The 21,374-nt window shown below is 72.8% G+C and carries 15 protein-coding genes; 3 read left to right on the top strand and 12 right to left on the bottom strand.

Annotation, left to right across the window (positions count from 1 at the left end; all coding sequences use genetic code 11):
* Positions 1-273: 273 nt before the first annotated feature.
* Positions 274-888 carry a hypothetical protein gene (locus ASC60_RS34515; protein WP_055557655.1) on the bottom strand — a complete coding sequence of 205 codons (615 nt, stop codon included), beginning with the start codon at positions 886-888 and terminating at the stop codon, positions 274-276.
* 113 nt (positions 889-1,001) lie between these two features.
* Positions 1,002-2,459, bottom strand: a complete 1,458-nt coding sequence (gene ahcY / locus ASC60_RS34510; RefSeq protein WP_055557654.1) for an adenosylhomocysteinase — start codon at positions 2,457-2,459, stop codon at positions 1,002-1,004.
* A 446-nt stretch (positions 2,460-2,905) separates the two neighbouring features.
* Between ahcY and ASC60_RS34505 the strand changes: the two genes are divergently transcribed.
* A complete protein-coding gene (locus tag ASC60_RS34505; RefSeq protein WP_055557653.1) occupies positions 2,906-5,017 on the top strand; it encodes a fructose-specific PTS transporter subunit EIIC in 2,112 nt (703 codons plus the stop codon).
* A gap of 239 nt (positions 5,018-5,256) precedes the next feature.
* Here the strand turns inward: ASC60_RS34505 and ASC60_RS34500 are convergent, their stop codons facing one another.
* From ASC60_RS34500 to ASC60_RS34470, 7 genes are all read right to left on the bottom strand, one after another.
* A complete protein-coding gene (locus tag ASC60_RS34500) occupies positions 5,257-6,177 on the bottom strand; it encodes a cation diffusion facilitator family transporter (protein ID WP_055557652.1) in 921 nt (306 codons plus the stop codon).
* Positions 6,178-6,273: 96 nt separating this feature from the next.
* Positions 6,274-7,467, bottom strand: a complete 1,194-nt coding sequence (manA, locus tag ASC60_RS34495; protein WP_055557651.1) for a mannose-6-phosphate isomerase, class I — start codon at positions 7,465-7,467, stop codon at positions 6,274-6,276.
* Between the two features lie 76 nt (positions 7,468-7,543).
* Complete coding sequence (locus ASC60_RS34490) at positions 7,544-8,878, bottom strand: SIS domain-containing protein (protein ID WP_055557650.1); 1,335 nt, start codon at positions 8,876-8,878, stop codon at positions 7,544-7,546.
* Positions 8,879-8,962: 84 nt separating this feature from the next.
* Entirely contained in the window at positions 8,963-9,148 is a 186-nt protein-coding gene (locus ASC60_RS34485; protein ID WP_055557649.1) for a Trm112 family protein, read from the bottom strand.
* 467 nt (positions 9,149-9,615) lie between these two features.
* Complete coding sequence (locus tag ASC60_RS34480; RefSeq protein WP_199831125.1) at positions 9,616-10,980, bottom strand: phosphomannomutase/phosphoglucomutase; 1,365 nt, start codon at positions 10,978-10,980, stop codon at positions 9,616-9,618.
* Between the two features lie 114 nt (positions 10,981-11,094).
* Positions 11,095-12,711: an L-lactate permease gene (locus ASC60_RS34475; RefSeq protein WP_055557647.1), complete on the bottom strand. Its 1,617-nt coding sequence runs from the start codon at positions 12,709-12,711 to the stop codon at positions 11,095-11,097.
* 200 nt (positions 12,712-12,911) lie between these two features.
* The gene (locus tag ASC60_RS34470) at positions 12,912-13,373 is read right to left on the bottom strand and encodes a DUF3499 domain-containing protein (protein WP_055557646.1); all 462 of its coding nucleotides are present in this window, start codon (positions 13,371-13,373) and stop codon (positions 12,912-12,914) included.
* Positions 13,374-13,645: 272 nt separating this feature from the next.
* Between ASC60_RS34470 and ASC60_RS34465 the strand changes: the two genes are divergently transcribed.
* Positions 13,646-14,158 (top strand): metallopeptidase family protein, encoded by a 513-nt coding sequence (locus tag ASC60_RS34465; RefSeq protein ID WP_063787266.1) that lies wholly within the window; start codon positions 13,646-13,648, stop codon positions 14,156-14,158.
* A gap of 34 nt (positions 14,159-14,192) precedes the next feature.
* Here the strand turns inward: ASC60_RS34465 and ASC60_RS34460 are convergent, their stop codons facing one another.
* From ASC60_RS34460 to ASC60_RS34450, 3 genes are all read right to left on the bottom strand, one after another.
* Positions 14,193-15,725, bottom strand: a complete 1,533-nt coding sequence (locus tag ASC60_RS34460) for a DUF5719 family protein (protein WP_055557645.1) — start codon at positions 15,723-15,725, stop codon at positions 14,193-14,195.
* Positions 15,722-19,624 (bottom strand): glycosyltransferase family 2 protein, encoded by a 3,903-nt coding sequence (locus ASC60_RS34455; RefSeq protein ID WP_055557644.1) that lies wholly within the window; start codon positions 19,622-19,624, stop codon positions 15,722-15,724. Before ASC60_RS34455 ends, ASC60_RS34460 begins: the two co-directional genes overlap by 4 nt.
* A gap of 336 nt (positions 19,625-19,960) precedes the next feature.
* The gene (locus ASC60_RS34450) at positions 19,961-20,224 is read right to left on the bottom strand and encodes a WhiB family transcriptional regulator (protein WP_004952403.1); all 264 of its coding nucleotides are present in this window, start codon (positions 20,222-20,224) and stop codon (positions 19,961-19,963) included.
* A 613-nt stretch (positions 20,225-20,837) separates the two neighbouring features.
* Between ASC60_RS34450 and ASC60_RS34445 the strand changes: the two genes are divergently transcribed.
* Positions 20,838-21,362: a cysteine dioxygenase family protein gene (locus ASC60_RS34445; protein WP_055557643.1), complete on the top strand. Its 525-nt coding sequence runs from the start codon at positions 20,838-20,840 to the stop codon at positions 21,360-21,362.
* Positions 21,363-21,374 lie beyond the last annotated feature (12 nt).

The following is a 21,374-nucleotide window of genomic DNA, read 5'->3' as shown; positions in this document are numbered from 1 at the left end:
TTTCCGGTGGCCTGTTGGCGGCCTTTGCCTTTCGGCTGTCTTCGACTTTAGCAGAGTCACATCTGCCGACCTAATCGGCTTTGCGATTACCTACGGGGTCAAAGTGCTCCGCTGGAATTGCCTTCACGAACGGAGCGGTTCAGATGCCAACGGCTGCTGAGCAACGTACCACGCCGCTCACCGCAACCGTTAAAATCTACCTCCCCATATGGCCCGTGTCAACGGGTTTCGGGGAGATGAACACCGTACCAGCTCGGCGGGGCGCTCCGCACATCACCCGAAGGACGACGGCGGGGTCTCCAGCTCCTCCAGCTCGATGCCCGGGGCCGCGAGCACCACGTCGCCCGCGATGTGGACCGTGTGCTGCTCACCCGTGTCCAGCTCGCTGACCTGGTATTCGTCCACGGTGAGCGGGCCGCTGTCGGTGGAGTGCGCCGTGCTGCCGAGCAGCGCCCAGGACTGGTCGAGGGTGCGCGGCGCGAGGACCGGGTCGGTGAACGCGACGAGGCGGACGCGTACCGGTCCCGTGCCGGGGTCGAGCCGGAGCATGCGGGAGAGGGCGATCAGGAAGGCCGGGGAGGTGCCCGTGAACGCGTGGGCCTGGGTGTTGCCCTCGGTCGCGTGCTCACCGGTCGGATCCGTGCGGACCCAGGTCACGCCCTCCATCGCGCCGCCGCGGACCCGCCAGCTCGCGGCGTGCAGCTCCAGGCGGAGGGGGCGGCCGAGTTCATCGAGGGTGAGGTCCACGGAACCGGTGTGCTCACCGGAGGGTGAGGTGCGCTGTGCGACGTATCGCCAGCCACTGGGGCCCGGCGCGCAGTGGAAGTGCTCTTCGCCGAGGGGCGCGTGGTCGTGGGTGTCGTGGAGGGAGTAGCGGCCGCGAGGCATGGTGAGGTCCTTGACGAACTGGGGCCCGCCCGGCCGGAACGGCGCGGACGGGCCCTGGGGCCCCGCCGGGGCGGCGGGGCCGGTGGACCGGTGCCGAGCACCGGCCGGGGCGATCAGTAGCGGTAGTGGTCGGGCTTGTACGGGCCCTCGACCGGGACGCCGATGTAGTCGGCCTGCTCCGGGCGGAGCGTGGTCAGCTTGGCGCCGAGCGCTTCCAGGTGGAGCCGGGCGACCTTCTCGTCCAGGTGCTTGGGCAGCACGTACACGTCGGTCGGGTAGGACTCGGGCTTGGTGAACAGCTCGATCTGGGCGATGGTCTGGTCCGCGAAGGAGTTGGACATCACGAACGACGGGTGACCGGTCGCGTTGCCGAGGTTCAGCAGACGGCCCTCGGAGAGCACGATGATCTTCTTGCCGTCGGGGAACGTCCAGGTGTGGACCTGCGGCTTGACCTCGTCCTTGACGATGCCGGGGATCGCCGCGAGACCGGCCATGTCGATCTCGTTGTCGAAATGGCCGATGTTCCCGACGATCGCCTGGTGCTTCATCTTGGCCATGTCGGTGGCCATGATGATGTCCTTGTTGCCGGTCGTGGTGATGAAGATGTCCGCGGTCTCCACCACGTCGTCCAGGGTGGCGACCTGGTAGCCGTCCATCGCCGCCTGCAGCGCGCAGATCGGGTCGATCTCGGTGACGACGACCCGGGCGCCCTGGCCGCGCAGCGACTCCGCGCAGCCCTTGCCGACGTCACCGTAGCCGCAGATGACCGCGACCTTGCCGCCGATCAGGACATCGGTGGCGCGGTTGATGCCGTCGACCAGGGAGTGGCGGCAGCCGTACTTGTTGTCGAACTTCGACTTCGTCACCGCGTCGTTGACGTTGATCGCCGGGAAGAGCAGGGTGCCGTCCCGGTGCATCTCGTACAGACGGTGGACGCCGGTGGTGGTCTCCTCCGTGACACCGCGGATCTCGGAGGCGAGCTGCGTCCACTTCTGCGGGCTCTCCGCGAGGGTGCGGTTCAGCAGCTCGAGGATGACGCGGTGCTCGTCGTTCTCGGCGGTGGAGACGTCAGGGGCGGCGCCGGCCTTCTCGTACTCGACGCCCTTGTGGACGAGCAGGGTGGCGTCGCCACCGTCGTCCAGGATCATGTTGGGGCCGCCGGTGGCGGTACCTGGCCAGGTCAGCGCCTGCTCGGTGCACCACCAGTACTCCTCCAGGGTCTCGCCCTTCCAGGCGAAGACCGGGACGCCCTGCGGGTTCTCCGGGGTGCCGTTCGGGCCGACGGCGATCGCGGCGGCCGCGTGGTCCTGGGTGGAGAAGATGTTGCAGGACGCCCAGCGGACCTGCGCGCCGAGCGCGGTCAGGGTCTCGATCAGGACCGCGGTCTGCACCGTCATGTGCAGCGAGCCGGTGACCCGGGCACCGGCCAGCGGCTGGGATGCGGCGTACTCCTTGCGAAGCGCCATCAGGCCGGGCATCTCGTGCTCGGCGAGGGTGATCTCCTTACGACCGAAATCGGCCAGGGAGAGGTCGGCGACCTTGAAGTCCTGACCGGAGTCGGCTGTCGTCATGGGTGCTGCTCCTCATGGATCGGTTGGCGAGCGAGAGTTGTTCGGCTGGCCTGCGGGCAGCGGGCACGGCGCGTCCGGCGTGTGTCCGGATCCGGACACACGTAAAGCGGACACACGTGTCCCCTTTGCTCGCAGTGCGCAGTCCGTCGGAGGCCCTCTCTCCCTCGGCCGACCCGCTGACGGGCCGCCCGACCGCCATCAGCAGCGACGTCTGGCTCGATCACGAATCTACACCGCGGGGTGGGGTGAGCCCCAGCCCGCGGGGGTGTTCTTCGGCCCCCGGGGCGGGGTCGGGGCCTGGGCGCGGGGCGGACCGCTGTGATCCCGTCCACGGGTATTGCAGGATGCCGCCGGCACGGGGACGCTTGCACATCCCGCGCGCTGTTCGGCGTGTTGACGGCGCTGTCGACGCTGCCGACGAAGCCGATCCTGACAAGGAGAACCACGTGACCAGTCCAGCCGATCCCCCCAACGGTGCGGGGGCCAGCGACAGTGCGGAGACCGGCGGGCCGGGGCTCAAACTGCTCGCGGTGACCGCCTGCCCGACGGGCATCGCCCACACCTACATGGCCGCCGAAAAGCTGGCGCAGGCCGCGGAATCGCTCGGTCATCGCATGAAGGTGGAAACCCAGGGCTCGATCGGGGCCGAGAACGTGCTGTCCGACAACGATGTCAGCGAGGCGGACGGCATCATCATCGCCGCCGACACGGACGTCGACCGCAGCCGGTTCGTGGGCAAGAAGGTGCTCGTCGTCGGGGTGGCCGAGGGGATCCACCAGCCGGAGCGGCTGATCGAGCGCGTGCGGGACGCGCCGGTGTACGGGGGCGGTGGCCGGGGTGACGGCGGCGCGGCGGGTGGTGGTGGCGGCGGTGCAGGTGGTGGCGATGGCCGTACGGGGCGCGGCGTCACCTATAAGGCGCTCATGAATGGCGTCTCGTACATGATCCCGTTCGTGGTGGTCGGCGGTCTGCTGATCGCCGTCTCGCTCGCGCTGGGCGGCGATACGACGTCCAAGGGGATCGTCATCCCCGACGACTCCTTCTGGAAGACCGTCAACGACATCGGCACCATCGGCTTCCAGCTGATGATCCCCGCCCTGTCCGGCTATATCGCCTACGCCATCGCCGACCGGCCCGGGCTGGTGCCCGGCATGGTCGGCGGCTGGATCGCGGCCCATGGCGAGCTGTACGACAGTGAGGCGGGCGCCGGGTTCATCGGGGCGATCGTCACCGGCTTCCTGGCCGGGTATCTGGTGCAGGCGATCAAGAAGGTCCGGGTACCGAAGTTCGTCCAGCCGATCATGCCGATCATCGTGATCCCGATCGTGGCGACCTCGGCGCTCGGCCTCTTCTTCATCTACGTGCTCGGCCGGCCCATCGCGTGGGTCTTCGAGAACCTCACCGACTGGCTCGGCGGGCTGACCGGGACCAGTGCGGCGCTGCTCGGCATCATCCTCGGGCTGATGATCGCGTTCGACATGGGCGGACCGGTCAACAAGACAGCGTTCCTCTTCGGTGCCGGGCTGGTGTCCAAGAACCCCGAGGTCATGGGCGCGTGCGCGGCGGCCATTCCGGTGCCGCCGCTGGGGCAGGGGCTGGCCACGCTGATCCGTCGCCGGATATTCGACGATCAGGAGCGCGAGACGGGGCTCGCCGCCCTCTTCATGGGCTTCTTCGGCATCACGGAGGGTGCGATTCCGTTCGCCGCGGCGCGGCCCGCGATGGTGATCCCCGCGAACATGCTCGGCGGTGCGGTGGCCGGGGCCATCGCCGGGCTGGCCTCGGTCGAGGACAGCGTGCCGCACGGGGGGCCCATCGTGGCGGTGCTCGGTGCGGTGGGTGGCGTGCCGATGTTCTTCGTGGCGGTGGTGGTCGGTACGGCGGTCACGGCGGTGGCTACGGTCGGGTTGATGTCGGTGGGGAAGGCTTCGGCTTCGGCTTCCGCGTCGGCTCCGGCTCCGGCTCCGGCTTCCGTTGATGTGGCCGAGCCGGTGCTGGTGGGGAGTGGTGCGGGCGGCGTCTCGGGGGCTTCGTCGGGGGCCGTGCCTGCCGCTCGTACCGCTGACGTGGAGCCCCCGGAACCCGCGGAGCCCGTCGAGGGTTCGGTGCTGTCCGGGTATCTGACCGAACAGACCGTCAAGGAGCAGCTGACCGCCGACCGCAAGGACGACGCCATCCGCGAGATGGCCGAACTGCTGGGCGCGAGCGGCAAGGTCGCGGACGCCGCGCGACTGGTGCGGGCCGCGTTCGCCCGCGAGGAGCAGGGCACCACCGGTCTCGGCGAGGAGATCGCCATCCCGCACGCCAAGACGGACGCGGTGACCGCGCCGGTCGTCGGCTTCGCCCGGTCCGCCGAGGGCATCGAATGGGGAGCGCCGGACGGTACGAAGGCCCGGCTGATCTTCATGATCGCGGTGCCGGAGGCCGCGACGGGGGATGAGCACCTGCGGATTCTGGCGCTGCTGTCGCGGAAGCTGATGGTCGCGGAGTTTCGGGAGCGGTTGGTGGGGGCGAGGGATGTGGGGGCGATCTTGCGGGTGTTGGGCGAGATCGCGTAGGTGGTGGTGGGGTGGGTTTTTCCCCACCCCGCCCCTTCCCGAATCCGGGGCTCCGCCCCGGCCCCCACCGGGGCTGCGCCTGAGGCCCGGGGGCGCGTCGCCCGGCAGCTACGCCCCGGTCCCGCGCCGGCGCAGCGGGCCCCGGCTGGGGCTCGGGGGCGGGGTGGGGTGGACGTCGCGGCCGGGTGGGTGGGTGCGCGATCGCCCCGGCCGCGAGGGTCGGGGCGATCGGGGGTGGGTCAGGCCGCGGAGGTCCGGAGGATGTCCGGCTCCAGGTAGATCACTCGGGCGATCGGGACCGCCGCGCGGATGCGGGCTTCCGCTTCGTCGATCGCGCGGGCGACATCGGCCGCGCTGTCGTCGTGCTGGACCGCGATCTTGGCGGCGACCAGGAGTTCCTCGGGGCCCAGGTGGAGGGTACGCATGTGGATCAAGCCGGTGACGGTCTCGCCGTCGACGACCGCCGCGCGGATCTTGGCGACCTGGTCGACGTCGGCCGCCTCGCCCAGCAGGAGGGACTTCGTCTCGGCCGCGAGGACGAGGGCGATCAGGACCAGCAGGGCACCGATGCACATGGTGCCGATGCCGTCCCAGATGCCGTCGCCGGTCAGGAGGGAGAGGCCGACGCCGCCGAGGGCGAGGACGAGACCGACCAGGGCGCCGAGGTCCTCCAGGAGGACGACCGGCAGCTCGGGGGCCTTGGCGCGGCGGACGAACTGGGCCCAGGTGAGCTTGCCGCGGGTCTCGTTGGATTCCTTGACGGCCGTACGGAACGAGAAGCCCTCGGCGATGATCGCGAAGAGGAGCACGCCCACCGGCCAGTACCAGGCCTCCAGGTCGTGCGGGTGCTTGATCTTTTCGTAGCCCTCGTACAGCGCGAAGACGCCACCGATGGTGAACAGCACGATGGAGACGAGGAAGCCGTAGATGTAGCGCTCGCGGCCGTAGCCGAAGGGGTGCTCGGGGGTCGCGGCGCGCTTGGCCTGTTTGCCGCCGAGGAGCAGCAGTCCCTGGTTGCCCGAGTCGGCGAGCGAGTGCACGCCTTCGGCGAGCATGGACGACGAGCCGCTGAAGGCGAACGCCACGAACTTGGCTGCGGCGATGGCCAAGTTGGCGCCCAGTGCGGCAACAATCGCCTTGGTTCCGCCTGATGCACTCATATGTGCCGAATGTCCCTTCCAGCTCATGGCAGTTTTGCTTGAGCTTTACTGCCGTTACGGCGGGCCATTGTTCCAGCCCTCCGTGGGAGCCTGACGTCAGGCGGTCAGTGTGGCCCTGAACACAGTGCCGTCGCCGGTCACGGTGACCTCCTCGCCCGCCCTGACGAAGGCCGATTCGCCCCGGGACAGACGGAGTTCACCGTCACCGCGGAGCGAAACCCCGCCCGCGGCGCACAGCAGGATCTGCGGGCCCGAGGAAGGCAGCCGGCGCGGTGCGGCGCCCTCCGACAGGACGTACCGGGAGAGCCGGAACTCGTCGATGGGGGTGGCGTACAGCTCCTCGCCGGAGGCGTCCGCCTCGGGGCGCAGGACCGCCGGGGCGCCGCTCTCGAAGCGGACGACGCGGAGCAGCTCGGGGACGTCGACGTGCTTGGGGGTCAGGCCGCAGCGCAGCACGTTGTCGGAGTTGGCCATGATCTCGACGCCGAGGCCGTCGAGGTAGGCGTGCGGGACGCCCGCGCCCAGGTACAGCGCCTCGCCGGGCCGCAGCGTCACGAAGTTGAGCAGCATCGCGGCGATCACGCCGGGGTCGCCCGGGTAGTGCCGGGCTATGGCCGCGTACGCCGCGTACGCCGGGGCGTGCGGGCCGTCCAGCGCGCCCAGCCGTTCGGCGGCGGCCGCGGCCCGGTGCACGGTGTCGGCGATCGCCTCGCGGTCGGCGGTCAGGACGGCCGTCAGCACCTCGCGCAGGGCATGCGACTCGGGGTGGGCGTGCAGGATGTCGACGTACGGCTTGAGCGAGTCGACCTCAAGGGCCGCCAGCAGCGCGGCGGCCTCGTCGGGGTCGCGGAAGCCGCACAGCCCGTCGAACGGGGTGAGGGCGCAGATCAGCTCGGGCTTGTGGTTGGCGTCCTTGTAGTTGCGGTGCGGGGCGTCCACCGGGACGCCGCGGGCCTCCTCGTCCGCGAAGCCCTCCTTCGCCTGCGCGAGGTCCGGGTGCACCTGGAGGGAGAGCGGCGAGGCCGCGGCGAGCACCTTGAGCAGGAACGGGAGCCGCGGCCCGAAGGCCCGTACGGCGCCCGCGCCCAGCTCGCGCTCCGGATCGGCCGCGATCACGTCGGACAGCGCGGCGGAGCCCTCGCCCCGGTCGAGGCGGGACGGCGCACCGGGGTGTGCGCCCATCCACATCTCGGCCTGCGGTTCGCCGGTCGGTTCGACGCCCAGCAGCTCGGGGATGGCGGTGCGGGAGCCCCAGGCGTAGGGGCGCACGGTGTTGACGAGGCGGTCCATGCGGTGCGGTTCCTGACTGTCCGGGCGAAGGGATGCCGATGTCCGGCGCGGGCCGTTCATGGCCTCGCGTACGGACTCAAGTTCTATCCGCCGAAGCAAGCGCGAGGTAAACGGCGGCGAAATCCGTGATGGCGAGAAGCTCGGCCGCGCGCTCCAGCGGGCTCCCCTCGTCCGGTTCCAGCTCGCTGAACGCCGTCTCGTGCGCGAGCGCGAGTTCGCGGGCCGACGGGACGGCCGAGACGGGGCCCACCGGCTCGTCGTGCAGCAGCACGATCCGGGCGCGCAGCGCCTCCGGTTCCTCCACCCGGTCGCGGAAGAAGTCATCCGGGTCGGCCCCGCCCGCGAACGACCCCGCCAGCAGCGTGCCGTGCGCGGCCAGCGCGCCCGGCAGCTCGGCGGCGAGTGCCGGCCGCCCGGCGAGCGTCGCGAGCAGCCCCGCGAAGCGCCGTCCGGTCGCGGCGGCCACCGGGCCCTCGGTCCACAGCAGCGGCAGCGACCCGGCCAGCTCGGCCGCGAGCGTCTTGGCGGGGTTGGTGTACGTGGCGATGGCCGGCCCGCACCGCTCGGCGACCCGGTCCAGCCGGTCGGCCACCTGCTGCAGCACGGCGGGCGGCGCGGCGACCAGGCCGATCCGGTCGACGAGCATGAGCAGCGGGGTGAGCAGCGCCCACAGCGTGCCGGGCAGGGCGGGGCCGGTGACCTCGTCCGGTCCGGTGCCGGGCGGCTCTATGTGCGGCGGGGTGGTGTGGCGCGGCTGCGCCCCGGAGGGGGCGGGCTCGTCCAGAGCGCCCTCGGGATGGGCCTCGGGCCGGGCCTCGGGGTGCGCGGTCCCGGGGTGCGCGGTCCCGGGGGCCGGGGCGGCCTCGTCGGGGCGGGCGGTCGCGTACGGCGACGGGCCGCTGCCGGGCGGGTCGTACGCGGACGTGGCCATCGGCACCATCAGGCCGCGTGCCTGCGCCACCGCGCCCGCCAGGGGCGAATGCCCCGGGGCCACCGCGACCAGCGCGCAGCCCCGGCGGTACGCCTGCTCAACGAGGCGTGGCAGCCCCGGCTCCGTACCGTCCGGCGTCGCGATGACCAGCAGGTCCAGTGGGCCCACCCAGCCGGGCAGCGTCCAGCGCAGGGCGCCGGGGGCGGGCGCGACGCCGGTGGGGCCGATCAGGCTCACCGGGAGGTTGCCGCCGCTGAGCGCGCCGAGGAGATCCGCGGTACAGCTTCCCGCCGCGCCCGGGCCCGCGACCAGGACGGAGCGGGGGCGTCCGTCCGGCTTGAGGTCCGCGACGCCCGCCTCGGCGGCGTGGCGGGCGGCCGTACGGACCCTGGCGCCGGATTCGGCGGCCCCGCGCAGCAGCCCGCGGGTATCGACCCGGGCAAGGGCCTCGGGGGCGTCGAGGAGGGATTCGTCGAGCATGGAGCTACGGCCTCCGATCGCCGTGGGCGGGATGCGGCGTACGTCGTCGGGCCTCGGGCCTTGAGCCTTGGGCCTTGGCCCTCGTCAGGCCGGGCGGCGTGCCTCGTCGACGAGCAGGACCGGGATGCCGTCGCGGACGGGGTACGCCAGACCGCATCCCTTGCCGTCCGTGCACACCAGCTCGGGGGTCTCCTCGGCCTCCTCCTCGCGGAGCGGGGCGTGGCACGCCGGGCAGGCGAGGATCTCCAGAAGACCGGCTTCGAGCGGCATGGGCTGTCCCTTCGGATGTGGTCCAGCCGGACGTGGGTCCGGCGTGGTCAGCGTACCGCCGGGGCCGCCCCGTGCGCGGCCGGTGGCCGCCCCGGCCCCGGTCCCGGGGCTCCACCCCGGGGCCCGTTGGGCGCGGGGTGTGGCCGCCGGGCTGAGCGGGGGCCGTTTTCCCCCACCCCGCCCCTTCCCGAAACCGAGGGCTCCACCCCCGGCCCCCGCTCCTCAAACGCCGAAGAGGCTGGGAGTGGGGCACCCGCCCCGGCCCCCGCGCCTCGGAAGCCGGAGGGGCTGGGAGGTGCGCCCGGAGGGGTGGATGTGGCCCCCCGGTCGCGGGCATGCGTCCCGCCGGGGCACCTCCCAGCGGTGCTGGGTGAGGGGCGGGCGGGGCCCCCACGCCGGCTGCCGCTCCGCGCCCGAGGACGGACGTCTGGGCTCCCCCGGCACCCCGGTGCGGGCCGGGCCGGGGGCTAGGCGCGGACCTGGGCCAGGACCTCGTCGCGGACTCGGTCGGCGGTCTGGCGGTCGCGGGCTTCTACGTTCAGGCGCAGCAGGGGCTCGGTGTTGGAGGGGCGGAGGTTGAACCACCAGTCGGCGCTGGTGATCGTCAGGCCGTCCAGCTCGTCCAGTTCGATGCCCTCGTCCTTGCGGCCCTCGTACGCGGCCTTGACGGCCTCCATGCGGCCGGTCTGGTCGGCGACGGTGCTGTTGATCTCGCCGGAGGCGGCGTAGCGGTCGTAACTCTCGACCAGGTGCGACAGGGGCTGCTGCTGGCCGCCGAGGGCGGCCAGGACGTGGAGGGCGGCGAGCATGCCGGTGTCGGCGTTCCAGAAGTCGCGGAAGTAGTAGTGCGCGGAGTGCTCGCCGCCGAAGATGGCGCCGGTGCGGGCCATCTCGGCCTTGATGAAGGAGTGGCCGACGCGGGTGCGGATGGGGGTGCCGCCGTTCTCCTTGACGACCTCGGGGACGGACCAGGAGGTGATGCAGTTGTGGATGATCGTCCCGCCCGGGTGCTTGGCCAGTTCGCGGGCGGCGACCAGGGCGGTGATCGCGGAGGGGGCCACCGGCTCGCCGCGCTCGTCGACGACGAAGCAGCGGTCGGCGTCGCCGTCGAAGGCGAGGCCGAGGTCGGCGCCGGTCTCGCGGACGCGGGCCTGGAGGTCGACGATGTTCTTGGGGTCGAGCGGGTTGGCCTCGTGGTGGGGGAAGGTGCCGTCCAGCTCGAAGTAGAGGGCGTCCAGCTCCAGGGGGAGCCCGTCGAAGACGGTGGGGACGGTGTGGCCGCCCATGCCGTTGCCCGCGTCCACGACGACCTTCAGCGGCCGGATGGCGGTGAGGTCCACGAGGGAGCGCAGATGGGCGGCGTAGTCGGTGAGGACGTCGCGCTGGGTGATGGTGCCGGGGTCGGCGGCGGGCTCGGGGGCACCGGTCTCGGCCCACTCCTCCACCAGGGCGCGGATGTCGGCGAGGCCGGTGTCCTGGCCGACGGGCGCGGCGCCGGCCCGGCACATCTTGATGCCGTTGTACTGGGCGGGGTTGTGGCTGGCCGTGAACATCGCGCCCGGCAGGCCGAGATGGCCGCTGGCGAAGTAGAGCTGGTCGGTCGAGCAGAGGCCGATCTCGGTGACGTCCACCCCGAGGGAGGCGGCCCCGCGGGCGAAGGCGCGCGACAGGCCCGGCGAGGAGGGGCGCATGTCATGGCCGACGACGAGGGCGGCCGCGCCGGTCACCCGGGCGAAGGCGGCACCGAACAGCTCGGAGAGCGGTTCGTCCCACTGGTCCGGGACCACACCACGGACGTCGTACGCCTTCACGATCTGCGACAAGTCGGGCACAGCCAACCCCTTACTCGAGGTCATTCTTGGAGAGTCTCCACGGATCTCAAAACTTACCCTTCCGGGCTGGGTGGCGGCTGTGAGGGCCTTCGCGCGGCGCGGTCACGTGGCGGATTACGGCAGCATCCAGCCAAGCAGGAAGGACGACTGTGCGACGACGATCAGGCACATCAACAGCAGCAGTCCCAGGCTCCACGGCAGCACCTTGCGCAGCAGATCCCCCTCACGCCCCTTCAGGCCCACCGCGGCGCACGCGATGGTGAGGTTCTGCGGGGAGATCATCTTGCCGAGGACGCCGCCCGAGCTGTTGGCGGCGGCGAGCAGGTCGGGCGAGAGCCCGGACTCGCGGGCGGCGGTGACCTGGAGGGCGCCGAAGAGGGCGTTGGCGGAGGTGTCCGAGCCGGAGACGGCGACGCCGAACCAGCCGAGCACCGGGGAGAGGAAGGCGAGTCCGGCGCCGGCCGCGGCGACGAAGTGGCCGATGGTGGCGGCCTGTCCGGAGAGGTTCATGACGTAGGCGAGGGCGAGCACCGAGGTGACCGTGAGGATCGCGTGGCGCAGTTCGCGTACGGTGGCCGCCCACTCCCCCAGGGCGTCGCGCGCGGCGACCCGCAGGACGGCGGCGGTGGCGATCCCCGCGAGCAGGACGAGGGTGCCGCCGGTGGCGACCAGGGGCAGCGCGAAGAGATTGCCCCCGACCGGCTTCCCGTCGGGGGCGGCGACGTCCAGGAACGGCCAGTCGATGGTGCGGGTCGCCTTGGCCAACAGGTCCTTGACCGGGCCGATCTGGGCGAAGGAGAAGATCGCGACGATGAGCGTGTACGGGGCGTAGGCGCGCAACACCTCGGGGCGCGGGTCCGCGTGGTCCAGGTCGTCGCTGCGCACGCCGGTGAGGACGGCGGCGCGAACCGGCTCCTCGGCGGGCCGCCGGGCGGACGGTACGGCGACGAGCACGGCGGCGCCGATGAGCGCGGCGGCGATGTCGGCGAGCTGGACGGAGAGGTAGTTGGAGACGGTGAACTGGGCGGCGGCGAAGGCGGTTCCGCAGGCGAGCGCCGGGGCCCAGGTCTCGCGCAGTCCGCGCCGCCCGTCGACCAGCGCGACCAGCAGCAGGGGGACGGTGAGGGCGAGCAGCGGGGTCTGCCGTCCGACGACGGAGGCGACGGAGTCCAGCGGCAGCCCGGTGACTTGAGCGAGCGTCACCACGGGGGTGGCCATGGCGCCGAAGGCGACGGGCGCGGTGTTGGCGACGAGCGCGACGACGGCGGCGCGCACCGGGTCGAAGCCGAGCGCGACGAGCATGACCGCGCAGATGGCCACCGGGGCGCCGAATCCGGCCAGCGCCTCCAGCAGCGCCCCGAAGCAGAAGGCGATGACCAGGGCTTGGACGCGGGGGTCGTCGGAGAGCCGCCCGAACGAGCGGCGCAGGACGTCGAAATGGTCGGTGCGGACCGTCATCCGGTACACCCACAGGGCGTTGACGACGATCCACATGATGGGGAAGAGACCGAACAGCGCGCCCTGTGCGGCGCTGGAGAGGGTCTGGCCGATGGGCATTCCGTACGGGAGCCAGGCGACGAGGACGGCGACGGCGAGGCCCAAGGGCCCCGCGTAGTGGGCGCGCATCCGCACCCCGCCGAGCAGGGCGAGGACGGTGAGGAGGGGGAGGGTGGCGACGAGGGCGGAGAGGGTCAGTGAATCGGCGACGGGCTCCAACTGCTGCACGAACACAGGGGCCTCCCGGCGTGGGGGACGGCATTCCCGGCCGTATCCGACGGAAGTTCGCGTCCGTGATGCGGAAACGGAGGGCTCGGGGTCCACGCATGGTCAGGTCCATGGCGAGTTCGCGTCAATGCTTTGGAACGAAGTGATCGACTGACACCGGGAATTGTCCGCTCGACGGCGGGATTCTCACGCTCCAGCGGGAGCGGTCAGGATTCCGGTGAGCGCAGGACGCGCAGATGGCCGCGGCGCGCGACCCCCCGGGGATCGGCCTCCCGGCCGCTCTGCCCGCCCCCGCCCGCGGAACCGGGCGCCCCGGGGCCGCCTCCGGCCCCGGCCGCGCGCTCCTGCGGGCGGGCCGCCTCACGCACCGCGTTGGCCAGGGCTTCCAGATCGTCGCTGCTCGGCCGGGCCGGTCCGGTGTCGACGGCCAGCCGCACGACCTCCCAGCCGCGCGGGGCGGTCAGCCGCTCCGAGTGCTCCGAGCACAGGTCGTAGCAGTGGGGCTCGGCGTAGGTGGCCAGGGGTCCGAGAACCGCGGTCGAGTCCGCGTAGACGTACGTCAGCGTCGCGACGGCGGGGCGGCCGCAGGCGGTGCGCGAACAGCGACGTACAGGGCTCACGACGTTGGACGGTACCGCACTCTTGAGCGGGCCGCGACGACTCTCCACCAGCTCACTCCGCCGTGTCGTCCCGGTTCGCCCCGTGCACCCGAAACGTGCACTTCCCGGCTGACCAGCGCGGACACCGGGGCGGCCGACAGCCGTCGAGGATGATTCCGGTCAGCGGTCGAACCGAGAGGGGTCACGCTGAGGCATGGAAACGGCCTTAGAGACGTCCGTTTATGGACGTAAGCATGGCCGAAATGTTCATTAAGCGACATTGGACATGGCTGTCCCGTAAGTCACGTGCCGGGGCGGGGCGACGGCTACCCTCGTGAGTGATGACCAGGCCCGTACCCTCCGACCAGCCCGAACCGCGCCCCCGCCGCCGCGACCGGCACGGCCGGGGCATGCGCGGTCCGATCGCGCCGCCCCAGGTGCCGCTGTCGGTCAGCCGCGCCGAGTCCTTCGTCGATCTCGTGCAGGACTCGGCGGAGCGGCTGGAGAGACGGTGGCCACAGCTGTCGGGAGTCGACTTCACGGTGCTGGAGGTTCCGGTCACCGGGATCGGCGGCGGCTCCGACGGGCCGTCCGGGCACGGGCTCGACGGACATCCGTCGCACGGCTCCGGCCTCACCGACGGATGGGACGGCGAGTCCGTACCGCTGGGGCGCTTCATCGCGGCGCGCGGCGACGCGCCCGACCGGATCGTGATCTACCGGCGCCCGGTGGAGATCCGTACGAAGAACCGCGACGAGCGCGCCCTGCTGGTGCACGAGGTCGTGGTCGAGCAGGTGGCGGAGCTGCTGGGGCTGGAACCGGAGTCGGTGGACCCGCGGTACGGGCAGGAGTAGGGGGCGGGGGCGCTCCCCCGCCCCGTCACGCTCCCTAACGGTTCAGGACGGACAGGTCCTGCGTCGCCCGCGGCACCTCCACCGTCCCCCGGTCGTCCGGGAGGGGCTGGATCGTGAAGGCCGGGACGCCGCCCTGCGGGAGGGACAGCATGCGGGAGGCGTGCACCGGGCCGCCCGAGAGCCGTTCCACGGTGACGGCGTACTGGCCCTTGGCGCCGGACGGCTTCGGCGGGGTGACGGACTTCGTGGTGCCCGCCTTGACCGTGTAGGTCTCACTGGCCGGGGTGCCGCCCCCGGTGCCCGCCGAGGCGGTGACGCGGACCTTCGCGGTGGCACCCGGGGCGACCAGGGAGAGGATGGAGCCCTTGGCACGGTTGTCGGCGGCGGTGGCGGAGCGTTCGATGGCGCCGGTGCCGGGGATGAACGCCGTCTCCTGGTCGCTCCCCTTGCCGCGGGTGACCTGCAGCCCGGCGACCACGGGGGTGGCCGGGCCCCCGCCGCCCTCGGGGGTGAGCAGCAGCGAGCCCGGTTCGCCCTTGGTGACGTCGCCGAGGTCGATCGCCGACGTCATTCCGCTCTTGATGTGCAGCGACTCGTGTCCGGCCGGGGTGATCGAGCTGGTGGGCCCGGCGAGCCGCACCTTGAGGTCCGCGTCGTCGGCGCCGGGCGCGAAGACCACCAGGCGCGCCGAGGTGGCGTCGGCCGGTATGCCGGGGATCGCGACGCTCGTGGCGGGCGCGGCGGAGGCCGGGATCCAGTCGCCGCCGCGCTTCTCGTCGGCGGCCTGGACGGCGGCGCCGACCCGTCCGCTGCGGGCCGTCACATGGAGGGACACATCGGTGGCCCGCTGGTCGGTGAGGGTGGAGAGCAGCACCGGCACGGTGGACCGGCCCGGGACCGTGATCGACTCGTCGTCGCTCGTGGGCTTGAGGCGGCCGTTCGGGCCGAACAGCGTGAGGTCCACCTCGGCCGCCCGCTCGTCCGGGTTGGTCAGGTGGACGAAGTCCTGCCGGTCCTTGCCGGTGGACGCGCCCGGGAACCAGAAGTCGGTGTCCGGGGCGGTGCACGCGGTGCCCATGAGGCCGCGCCCGCTGCCGGCGTCGATCTCGGTGGTCTGCTGTACGGTCCAGCCGGGCGCGAGCGGGCCGTCGGCGGTGCCGATGAGCGCGGGGGCGCCCGAGCGGTCGGTGTCGGTGGTGACCGGCGCGCCGGGGCGCTTCAGCGGCAGGACGGGCTCGTTCTCGCCCTTCCCCCCGCCCGTGGTGGCGCCGCCCCCCTCGTCCGGCACCCCGTCAGAGGCGCTGTCGGCGGGCAGCAGTTCGGCCGCTCCGCTGCCGCCGCCCGCGCCGCCGCCGCTCCGCTTGGGGGTGTACGCGGTGTACGTCGTGCTGCTCACGTCGGAGGAGCTGGGCGCCGGGCACAACAGCGTGGAGCGCTGGACGGGCAGCAGGGCGGCGGCCTTGGCCGCCGTGCCCGCGTCGTCGGAGCCGCCGGTGAGGGAGGCCACGCCGGTGACGGCGGCCAGTGCCGTGGCCGCGCCGATCAGGGACAGGGTGGTGCGGTTCATCGCTGCTGATCGCTCCCGTCGCGGCGGCCCTCGGGGGCGTCGCCGCCGTACGTCGTGTCGCCCTGGGCGGGGTAGGTGCCGTCGGGGTAGGTGCCGTCCGGGTACGTGCCGTCGGGGTAGGGCTGCTGCTGGTCGTAGGCGTACGGATCGGCGTACTGACCGGCCTGACCGGCCTGACCGGCCTGACCGGCGGCGTACGGATCGGCGTACCCGCCACCCGCGTACGGGTCCGCCGGGTAGGCGGCGGCGTCCTGGTACTGCCCCTGCGGATACGGATAGCCGCCCTGGTACTGGTCGCCCTGGTACTGGTCGGCGGGGTACTGCCCGTATCCGGCGTCGGCGTACGGCTGCTGCGCGTCCCACTGCCCGTACGGCTGCGGCTGCGGCTGCGGCTGCTGGTCCGGCTGGTCCGGCTGCTCCGGTACGAACGGCTCCGGGATGAACACCGGCGGCTCGGCGGGCGGTGCGGGCTGCGGGGCCGCGCCCGTCTCCGCGCCACCGCCGTCCGCCGGAGCGTCCCGCGGCGCCTCCGCGGCCTGCGCCGCCTCGGCGGCGGCCCGCAGCCGCCGCGCCCGGCGGCCGTCGCCCGCCAGGTCCTCGGCGGTGACGGCGGTGGCGGCGGCCGTGCCCTCCGCCTCCGGCAGGTCGTCGTCCACGTCGCGGCGGCGGCCCGGCAGCGCGAGCACCAGCAGGACGACCGCGAGCAGCCCCTGCGCCCAGACCCAGGCGGTGTGGGTGATCGGGGTGTCGTAGGTGAGGTCGAGCCGCCCGCCGTTCGCGGGGAGTTCGAAGCCCTGGGCCCAGCCGTCGAGGGTCTTCGGCGTCAGCGGCTTGCCGTCGAGGGTGGCCGTCCAGTCGTCGGTGGCCCGGTCGGCGAGCCGCAGCACGCGCCCGTCCGCGCCGTCCGGGATGGTGGTGTGCGCCTCGACGGGACCGGCCGCCACCGGCACCGGCGCGGCCGCCGTGCCCGCGGCGCCGCCGCTCCTGGAGCCGGGCGGGACGATGGAGACCCGGGAGACCCGCTGGTCCAGCCGCCACAGGGTGCCGTCGTCCTCCCTGCTGAGCTGGGTGAGGCCGGGCGTCGCGTTCAGCACGCGCGTCATGTCGCGCGAGGCGCCCTGCTGTACGTACACGTAGCGCACCGCGTAGGCGCCCAGCCGGGTGGTCTGGTCGGCGCCGGAGCCCGCGACCAGATGGGCCACGACGTCGTCGAGGCGGGTGTCGGCGCCGCCCGCGGCGGCGAGTTCGCCGTCGCCGAGCCGGGCGCCGGAGCCACGCACCAGGGCGTAGTCGGTGCGGGAGTCACCGCCGGTGAGCACCAGGGTGCGGGCCTGGTCCCGGGTGTCGCTCTCGGCCGCCACGAACGCCGGGACCTGCGAGGGGTCGCGCCGTGACAGCGGCCCGTCCGCGCCGCTGGCCATCCAGGTGACGACGGCGTACAGCGGGGCGGCGGCCGAGGCGACGGCGATGATCAGCGCGACGGGCTGGCGCCAGCCGAAGCTCTGCGCCGCCACGCGCTCCCGTGCGCCCTCGGCGCCGACCACGGCGGCGGTCAGCAGCGCCAGCCCGTAGACGAGGGTCGCGGGCCCGGCCCAGGCGGTGCCGTTGCCGATCGCCGCGAAGAGGAAGCCGGTGAGGGCCGCGGCCCATGCCGTACGCACCGTCAGCTGCCGTTCGGCGCGCATCAGCGCGGCGAGCGCGGCCAGCACGAAGCCGATGAGCAGCAGCGTGCCGCCGCCCTTGGGGCCGCCCGGGCTGAGCGCGAGCAGGTCCAGGGCGGACGCGGAGCCGCCGCCGCTGTCGAGTCCGGCCTCCTTCAGGAAGCGGACCGGATCGGTGAGCAGATCCACCGACCAGGGGGCGAGCACGAGGAGCGGGGTGAGGACAACGGCCAGGAAGCGCATCCCGTACGCCACCAGCGGCTCGCCCTGCCGCCACCGCAGGACGAGCACACCGGCCGACAGCAGCAGCGCGATCGGCCAGACGACCGGGGTGAAGGCCATCGTGAACGTCAGCAGCAGGGCATACGCCCACGCCGCGCGCCAGCTCGGCAGCCTGCCCTTCGTACCGCCCGCGCGGAAACCGCCCGCGGCCGCCGCCGCCCGCGCCATCAGCGGCAGCAGGACGGCCAGGACGGCGGTGCCCAGCCGCCCGCCCGCGAGCGCGCCGGTCGTGGCCGGGAGGAAGGCGTACGCGACGCTCCCCCACGCGCGCAGCAGCCGGGACTCGACGAGCGGCCGGGAGGCGAAGTACGCCGTGACCCCGGCCAGCGGCACCGAGCAGACCAGCAGCAGGGTCAGGGTGAATCCGGTGCTGCCCAGGAAGAGCGTGGCCAGTGCGGCGAGGGCGGCGAGATACGGCGGCGCGCTCTGGGTGCCGCCGGTGCCGACCGGGTGCCAGCCGTCGACGTAGCTCGCCCAGAGGTCGGAGACGTGCCCGGGGACGGGCAGCAGGTCACCGCCCGCGAGCGCGCCGGTGCCCAGCAGCTCACGGCAGGCGACCAGCGAGACGAGCAGCAGCACGGCGAACAGCATCGGGCCCGGTTTGCGCGCGATCCGCTTGAGCCGCGCGAACTGCTCGATCTCCAGGAAGTCGGCGTCGTCGCCGGACGGCCCGGACTCGACGGCACCGTGCCGGCCGCCCGAGGACAGCTCGGGCTCCGACCGTCCGCCGATGTTGCTGGCGATCTGCTCGACCGTCGCCCGCACGGTCGCGCCGGAGGGCGGGAAAAGCGGCCGCAGCTCGCTCGCCTCGGTCGCCGGGCGGCCGCGCCGCTTGCGCGCGGCGCTGATCCTCCCGGGCCGCAGCAGCGTGCCCGACAGGCCCGTGACCTCGTCCAGCGCCTGGCCGGGCACCTTGCCCACCAGATAGGCGAGGGTGCGCAGCAGAGTGCCGAGGACGACCCGCAGCATCACATAGGGCAGCAGCGCGCCCCGGGTGTTGACCAGCAGGGTGTAGACGGCACCGGCCTTGTCGACGCGGTGCGGGCTGGCCACCGAGCGGCCGACGCAGTCGATGGGGCGCCGCTCGCGCGCCGACGCCTCGGCGTGCCGCAGGGAGGCGTCCGGCGCGATCAGCACCTGGTGCCCGGCGGCATGGGCGCGCCAGCACAGGTCGACGTCGTCCCGCATGAGCGGCAGCCGGGGGTCGAAGCCGCCCAGCTCCTCCCATACGTCGCGGCGCACCAGCATGCCCGCGGTGGAGACCGAGAGCACCGGCCGCACCTGGTCGTGCTGGCCCTGGTCCTGTTCGCGCCGCTCCAGACCGGTCCAGCGGCGGCCGCTGCGGGCGATGCTGACGCCCACTTCGAGCAGCTGCTTACCGTCGTACCAGCCGCGCAGCTTGGGGCCGATGATCGCGGCCTCGCGGCCCGCCAGCAGCTCGGCGTCGGCGACCCGCAGCAGCTCGTGGAGCGCGTCCGGGGCGGGCGCGCAGTCGTCGTGCAGCAGCCACAGCCACTGGACGGGCTCGCCGTGCGGCAGCTCCGGCATGTCGTACGCGTCATCGCGCCAGGCGCGGTTGACGGGATCCCAGCCGCTGGGGCGCTTGAGGTACGGCAACTCCTCGGGGCCCAGCACCGGGGCGCCGCGGACGGCCTCGGCGACGGCCGTACCGAAGCCGCTGCGGCGCGCCAGGTGCAGGACCCGGTCCTCGCCGAGGGCTTCGGTCAGCAGCCGGGCCGATTCGTCGGCGCTGCCGGTGTCGGCGGCGACGACGCTCTGCACGGGCCGCTCCTGGCCGAGCAGGCCGGTGAGCGCGTCGGGCAGCCAGCGGGCGCCGTCGTGGGCGACCAGCACGGCGGTGACGACGTGGCGCGGAAACTCAGGTGCCGGTTGCGCGGCGGCAAATCCGGCGGAGGCGGCCGGGTATGGGGCCTCCGAGTGGCTGTGCACGGACATCGAGGTACGGGCCCCGGTTCGCTGGACTGCGGTGGACGAGCCCGCCCCAGGGGGACGTTGGCGCGCCTCGGACGGGCCCCCACACTAACGGCTGCGTACGCGGTCGTCCGCCCACCCGTCACCCGACCACCGCCCCTCACGGAGACGCTTCGCGTCGCTGGCCCGTCCGTCACCCGACCACCGCCCCTCACGGAGACGCTTCGCGTCACTGGCCCACCCGTCACCCGACCACCGCCCCTCACGGAGACGCTTCGCGTCGCTGGCCCGTCCGTCACCCGACCACCGCCCCTCACGGAGACGCTTCGCGCGTAGCAAGCCGTGAGCTGTGCGGATCTGTCAGACCGCCGCCTTCTTCAGCCGGCGGCGCTCCCGCTCGGAGAGACCGCCCCAGATGCCGAAGCGTTCGTCGTTGGCGAGGGCGTACTCGAGGCATTCGGAACGAACCTCACAGGCCAGGCAGACCTTCTTCGCTTCGCGCGTGGAACCGCCCTTTTCCGGGAAGAACGATTCGGGATCGGTCTGGGCGCACAGCGCGCGCTCCTGCCAACCGAGCTCCTCGTCCGCCTCTTCGACCAGCAGTTGCTGGAACAACTCGGTCATGTGCGCCCCTCGTCTGTTTTTGCGTCCCCGGTGCCGTCCCCGTGCCCTGGTGCCGTCGGTCGACCGGCAGAACGACACGTGTGAAATTACAAGTGCGCCGATCCGGGCCAGTCAAGCCGAGATCTGCTATTGGGCCTCTTATTCACTCTGCGGAACCAAGGCTGCGCGGAAAGTGTTCAAATCGGCCTAAACTCGACACGTTTTCCTCCGCTACCCCGGTTCCTCCTCCTCGCACTCACCGTGGAGGACGCCGTGGACGCCGTTCCCGTTGCACTCGGCAGCGGGTGCTGCGCCATGTGTCCTGCTAACGCCGGCACAAACCTTTCTGCCTCCACATCGACCGGAAGTGGTGACGTTTTCCGCCAGACCGGTGATCAAGTTGACAGGACGGCGAGGACCCGCTGTGCTTGTCCCCATGTCAGTGACCCACGCGCCCCAGTCGACCCGTGACCACGGGTTCCGCTGCGCCGTGCAGGCTCGCTGTCGCTGTTCCAGCTGTTGATGCCCATCCGAGGCTCCGGCTTTCTCCCTCGCGTTTCCTTCGCGTCTCCCTGCGTCACCCCGCACAGCTCCGCTTCGCGCCCCGCCGCGCTTCCCGTCGAGGAACCCCCACATGAACAGCGACGTCCAGATCGCCGGTGACCCGCTCGCCATCCCGCATCTGCTGCCGCCCGCACCCGCGCACCCCACCACCGTCTCCGGCTTCGCCGGACTGGCCCGCGACATCGCCGCCGACCGCGACGGCTGGGCGCCGCTCGTCCGGTACGACGCCACCACCCGCTGGTACCACCGGCTGCGCACCGGCCCCGGCTATGAGGTGTGGCTGCTCAGCTGGGTGCCCGGCCAGGGCAGCGGAGCACATGACCACGGGCGCTCCTCCGGCGTACTCACCGTCCTCCAGGGCGAGTTGACCGAGCGCGTGGGGGAGGACGGCGGCGCACGGCATACGCTGCGCGCCGGAGCGCAGCGCGTCTTCGCGCCCGGATACGTGCACGATGTCGTCAACGACGCGCTCGAACCCGCCGTCAGCCTGCACATCTACTTCCCCGGCCTCACCGAGATGCCGCCGCATCCCGCCCGGACCACCGGTACGCCCGCCGATACGGCGGCCCCCGGCGCCCTGGACGTCCTGCGCTGAGCCGTCACCCAC

The organism is Streptomyces sp. NBRC 110028, assembly GCF_001417735.1.
Lineage (GTDB): Bacteria > Actinomycetota > Actinomycetes > Streptomycetales > Streptomycetaceae > Streptomyces.
This window is presented reverse-complemented; position numbering and strand designations above follow the sequence as displayed.